At 45.1% G+C, this 4,356-nt stretch carries 5 protein-coding genes and 2 pseudogenes; 2 read left to right on the top strand and 5 right to left on the bottom strand.

Annotated features, from left to right (window positions below; all coding sequences use genetic code 11):
* Positions 1 to 75: hypothetical protein (locus BFF42_RS27705; RefSeq protein WP_228365084.1), on the top strand; the 75-nt coding region annotated here is incomplete at its 5' end.
* A gap of 26 nt (positions 76 to 101) precedes the next feature.
* Here BFF42_RS27705 and BFF42_RS11645 read toward each other — a convergent pair.
* The 5 genes and pseudogenes from BFF42_RS11645 to BFF42_RS11625 form a co-directional block, all read right to left on the bottom strand.
* A pseudogene (locus BFF42_RS11645) lies at positions 102 to 620 on the bottom strand (RNA ligase RtcB family protein); the annotation flags it as partial.
* A 245-nt stretch (positions 621 to 865) separates the two neighbouring features.
* Entirely contained in the window at positions 866 to 1,318 is a 453-nt protein-coding gene (locus BFF42_RS11640) for a GNAT family N-acetyltransferase (protein ID WP_001059855.1), read from the bottom strand.
* Positions 1,315 to 2,367 carry a DNA polymerase IV gene (dinB, locus tag BFF42_RS11635; protein WP_000691315.1) on the bottom strand — a complete coding sequence of 351 codons (1,053 nt, stop codon included), beginning with the start codon at positions 2,365 to 2,367 and terminating at the stop codon, positions 1,315 to 1,317. Before dinB ends, BFF42_RS11640 begins: the two co-directional genes overlap by 4 nt.
* Before the next feature lie 58 nt (positions 2,368 to 2,425).
* On the bottom strand, positions 2,426 to 3,196 hold the full coding sequence (locus BFF42_RS11630; protein ID WP_000564146.1) for a phage baseplate protein: 771 nt from the start codon (positions 3,194 to 3,196) through the stop codon (positions 2,426 to 2,428).
* Between the two features lie 163 nt (positions 3,197 to 3,359).
* A pseudogene (locus tag BFF42_RS11625) lies at positions 3,360 to 4,091 on the bottom strand (tape measure protein); the annotation flags it as partial.
* Between the two features lie 70 nt (positions 4,092 to 4,161).
* On the opposite strand from BFF42_RS11625, the gene BFF42_RS11620 reads away from it, so the two are divergent.
* Positions 4,162 to 4,356: IS3 family transposase (locus BFF42_RS11620; RefSeq protein WP_032291100.1), on the top strand; the 195-nt coding region annotated here is incomplete at its 3' end.

The following is a 4,356-nucleotide window of genomic DNA, read 5'->3' as shown; positions in this document are numbered from 1 at the left end:
CTGGCGAGACGACGCTGCGACGTTCTGTTCGCCATGATGCGCGACGGGACTTTTTATACCCCGCAGGGGTCATAACATGCTTGACAACTTAATAGGGGCCCCCCCCGCGAGCCGCTATGAACCAACAGTTGCAGATGTTGTGCATCCAGACCTGCTAGTGCAAACAGTTCAGCGTTGATGATTTGATCAACTTGTTGCAGTTCAGCGAAATGATTGCCGCCACCGATAGAGCCAAGCGAGCTGCACCAAGGATGCTGTGCAAATGCTGACGGCAGGTTTTCCTCCAGCCAGCTTTCTTCAGCAACGTCATCCAGATCTGATAATCGCTTTTCAAACTTATCGGCGTTGTATTTGCGAGCGAGAATATCTGTTTGCCATAGCGCCATACCGCAGCCGATATCATTGCCGACCAGTGCCGGATAAAAATGACCAACAGAGAAGAACGCTGCGCCAATCGGATAGCCGCGTCCGGGATGTAAATCTGGCATCCCCACTACGCGCTGCATGTTGGGTAAATTTGCCGTGGTGTGTAATTGTTGGATCGCTAAACTCTCGATCCACTGGTCATCAGATGCGATGGTAAATACCGCATCGGATAAGGGACGAATATAATTGCCCATATACCATTCCGTAAATAGACTCGTCATACTTCAAGTTGCATGTGTTGCGACTTGAATTATTGAGAGTAACAATTAAAAAATCAGGAAATAGCAGACGAATCCAGGGCAAGAAAAAAAGAATTAATCCTGGAAAGGTCTGCAAAGAGTCATTGATAAAGGATTTGTCATGATTTACCTCCTTGCAGTTTGTGGAATAAGAAAACGCGCACATACTAGGCTTGCGTTATTTTCATTGCAAGCTGGATTTAATGTTGCTGTTTATAACGCATATAAAAATTAATAAACCACTCTCCCCGACATTCAACGCGTTGCTGCTTAACTGTCTGAAAACCATAACGTTCAAAAAAGGGTTTTGCGGTTATGCTTGCGTCCACCGTAAGTTCGGATTCAGACTTAATCAAAGGTTTTAACAAAGCGCTGGCAACCCCACGGCGGGTGTATTCAGGGTCAACAAATAACATATCGATATAGTGTTCAACGCAGGTAATAAAGCCGACCAGTTTTGCATTAATGACTGCAACCCGCACTTGTGATTTCGCGAGTTTCTCCTTCCAGCGAGATTCGTCAATCTGCGCCCAGGCGGCAATTTGTTGTGGTGAATAATGCTGACTGGCAGTCATCGTAACCGCTCTAATGAAAATAGCGCATAGTTGCTGAAAATCGCCAGGCTGATAGTCTCTTATTTGTATGTTATTCATAATCCCAGCACCAGTTGTCTTTCCATTTGCGGGTCAAGCAACGTCACATGCAGCCCCACCAGTCGCACACCGCGCCCGCCGCGGCGTTCATCCCAGGTTTTACGCGCGGTGGCGATTAAGTCAGCTTTATTCAGCCGCGGCCAGACGTGCTCCTGAGTGGTTTGCTGAAAATCATCAAACTTTAATTTCACCCCCTGGCGAGCAATCAGTAAATCAGGTTTCACCTTTGCCAGACGGCGTTCAAGTTCCGGATACAGCCGCTCGATAATCGCTTCACATTCAGACCAGTGGTGGATATCTTCCGCCATCGTGCGTTCCACGCCGACGGATTTTCGCAACCGTTCGCTGTTAACGTCGCGCTCGTCAATCCCCTGACTACGCTCCCACAAAATGCGGCCAAATTTGCCAAAGCGTTTAAGCAGCATCACCAGATCACACTTTTGTACATCACCGCAGGTTCGTAGCCCCATCGCTTCCAGTTTTGCCGCCGAGACTTTGCCGACGCCGGGGATTTTTGCCAGTGGTAAGGTTTGTAAAAATGCCGGAACTTCTGCCGGCGTAATCACAAACTGGCCGTTGGGTTTATTCATGTCGGAGGCGATTTTGGCGAGAAACTTTACGGGTGCCACGCCCGCAGACGCCGTCAGTTGCAGCTCGTTGAAAATCGTCTGGCGGATTTCCTGGGCGATGAGGGTCGCAGAACCGTGGCAATGGACGCTATCGGTGACGTCGAGATAAGCCTCATCCAGTGACAACGGTTCAATACGCGAGGTGTAGCGCGAGAAGATTTCGCGGATATGATTTGAGGCTTCTTTGTAGGCGTCAAAGCGCCCCGGAAGCAAGGTGAGATGCGGGCATAATTTGAGCGCCATCCCTGTCGGCATAGCGCTACGTACGCCAAATTTACGCGCGGGATAATTGGCGGTACTGATCACCCCCCGACGTTCGCGGCTGCCGCCAATAGCAATAGGGATATCGCGCAGGGCGGGATTGTCGCGCATCTCCACCGCCGCGAAAAAGCAGTCCATATCCACATGAATAATCTTCACTTTCTTATACACCCTGTGTATTTATACATGCAAAGAGATTATACACACAAAAGCAAAATCAGTAAGTGCCCTTCTTATTCGGATTCACAGAGTACTTCCGTAAAGCATTACCCGACTTAAGCACCTTTGAAGCTTGCTCATTAGCGGCATCTGAGAAGGTGCTTTTTCCATTCTCAACTCTGACATTTTTACCACAATTGATACGGGCTTGAAGTTGCTCATTAGTGAGTTCACTCGTAGAGCGATTATATAGCTCCTGACACATCAACATACCGTTACCTAAGCTTGTCGTAGTGTTACCAGTATTCTTTTTACTGGTAGCACCACCATCATTTGTAGTAGCTGTCTTTCCAGTTGCTGCTGAAATATCTGTTTGACCAACAATAGCTTTGAAGTTAATTTCCTGAAAAGTTAGCTGGATTCTTAGGCCATTAGAAATTCCAACATCTTTAGAGGCTTTAAAGCTTGTAATAATGGAGTCATCAATTTTAATTCCATCTTTACAGATGACTGAAATAATCTGCTTCTGGTCACGCCAGCTTTCAAGAGTGTCGATGAAGTTCTCCACCAGCTTATTATCTCTTGAGATAAGGATACTACCGGATTCACCAACCACAACCACACCACTAATAGTGATTGTTCTGGGTGCTCTTTGAACATTATCTGTTACAGTCTGCCCTGATTGCATATTTTGAGTGGTAACCATCATAGGGCTGTCAAATTCCATGTTTTCAGTTGCTGATAGTGACAAGAAATTATCTGGTTGGCCTTGTAGATGAAAGTAAACGCCATCTTTGCCAGTGTAACGAAGCTGATTAGTGCAAATCATTAAATTCTCCTTTGATTTCAAAGACTTAGTGTATTTTAATCATTTTTAACCAAGCCTTTGATATATAAGTATTTTCTCTGTTAAGCGTGAGCTACGTAAATTCTATTTTTCAGTGGGTATATCTGTTCAGAAGATTTCACGTAGCACACGGATATATAAGAAATCATTCTTCCTCTGGATAGCTTGAACTTAAGAGCATATCCTGCGTGAACTGGTCATTAGCTGATTGATTGAAAGTAAAGAAAGCTGGTTCATCCGGTCTAACAGTTGCTTCACCAGTGATATTAACTGACAAGGGCTTCTTGGCTTCTACTGTTAAAGCATCAACCTTGCGTGATAGCTCACTAATAGTCATTGCAAGTTGAGCATTACTATTAACTATGTCACCTGTGATAGCTGGTGGAGTTGATTGTGTGTTATTTACGAAGTTATTCATCGGTTCTTGGAAGTTAGCAATTTTATTAGCTGCACTACTAAACCAACCTTTCACATCGTCCATAGTGAACACTGGTTTAAGTCCAGACTCTTTAGCTAGCTCTGGTAATTTAGCTTGTGCTTCCATTCGTTCAGGTGTAGAAGCTAATCTTTCATAACCTGCATAGATAGCACTACCAGCTAATAGCATATTCATAGGGTTTAGTCTTGATGGTTTCCCATTCTTTCTATTCACGTTATCCGCTGTAGTATCAGCGACCTGACCTAATCTTGTGATAGCTGTCATAAGCCCGTAAATACTTCTGGTTACACCAACAACTTTCTTTACAGCAATAACACCAGCCAAGACTTTTAAGCTATTAATCAAGCCAGAACCTAAAGCATCAACTACTTTCTTTTGTTCATCGGTTAAACCACGATAAGCCAATGTCACCTCATCAAAGAAACCTCTCACCTTGTGAAGTGGCACACTGAATTTGGCCACCTGAACAGAGGTGATATGCTCACCTCAGAACAACACAGGTGCTCCAATGAAAAAAAGAAATTTTAGCGCAGAGTTTAAACGCGAATCCGCTCAACTGGTTGTTGACCAGAAATACACGGTGGCAGATGCCGCCAAAGCTATGGATGTTGGCCTTTCCACAATGACAAGATGGGTCAAACAACTGCGTGATGAGCGTCAGGGCAAAACACCAAAAGCCTCTCCGATAACACCAGAACAAATC

Origin of the sequence: Shigella sp. FC1661 (assembly GCF_001712525.1) — a bacterium.
Taxonomy (GTDB): domain Bacteria; phylum Pseudomonadota; class Gammaproteobacteria; order Enterobacterales; family Enterobacteriaceae; genus Escherichia; species Escherichia coli.
The sequence above is the reverse complement of the archived record's forward strand: the minus strand, read 5'-3'. Positions and strand labels throughout refer to the sequence as shown.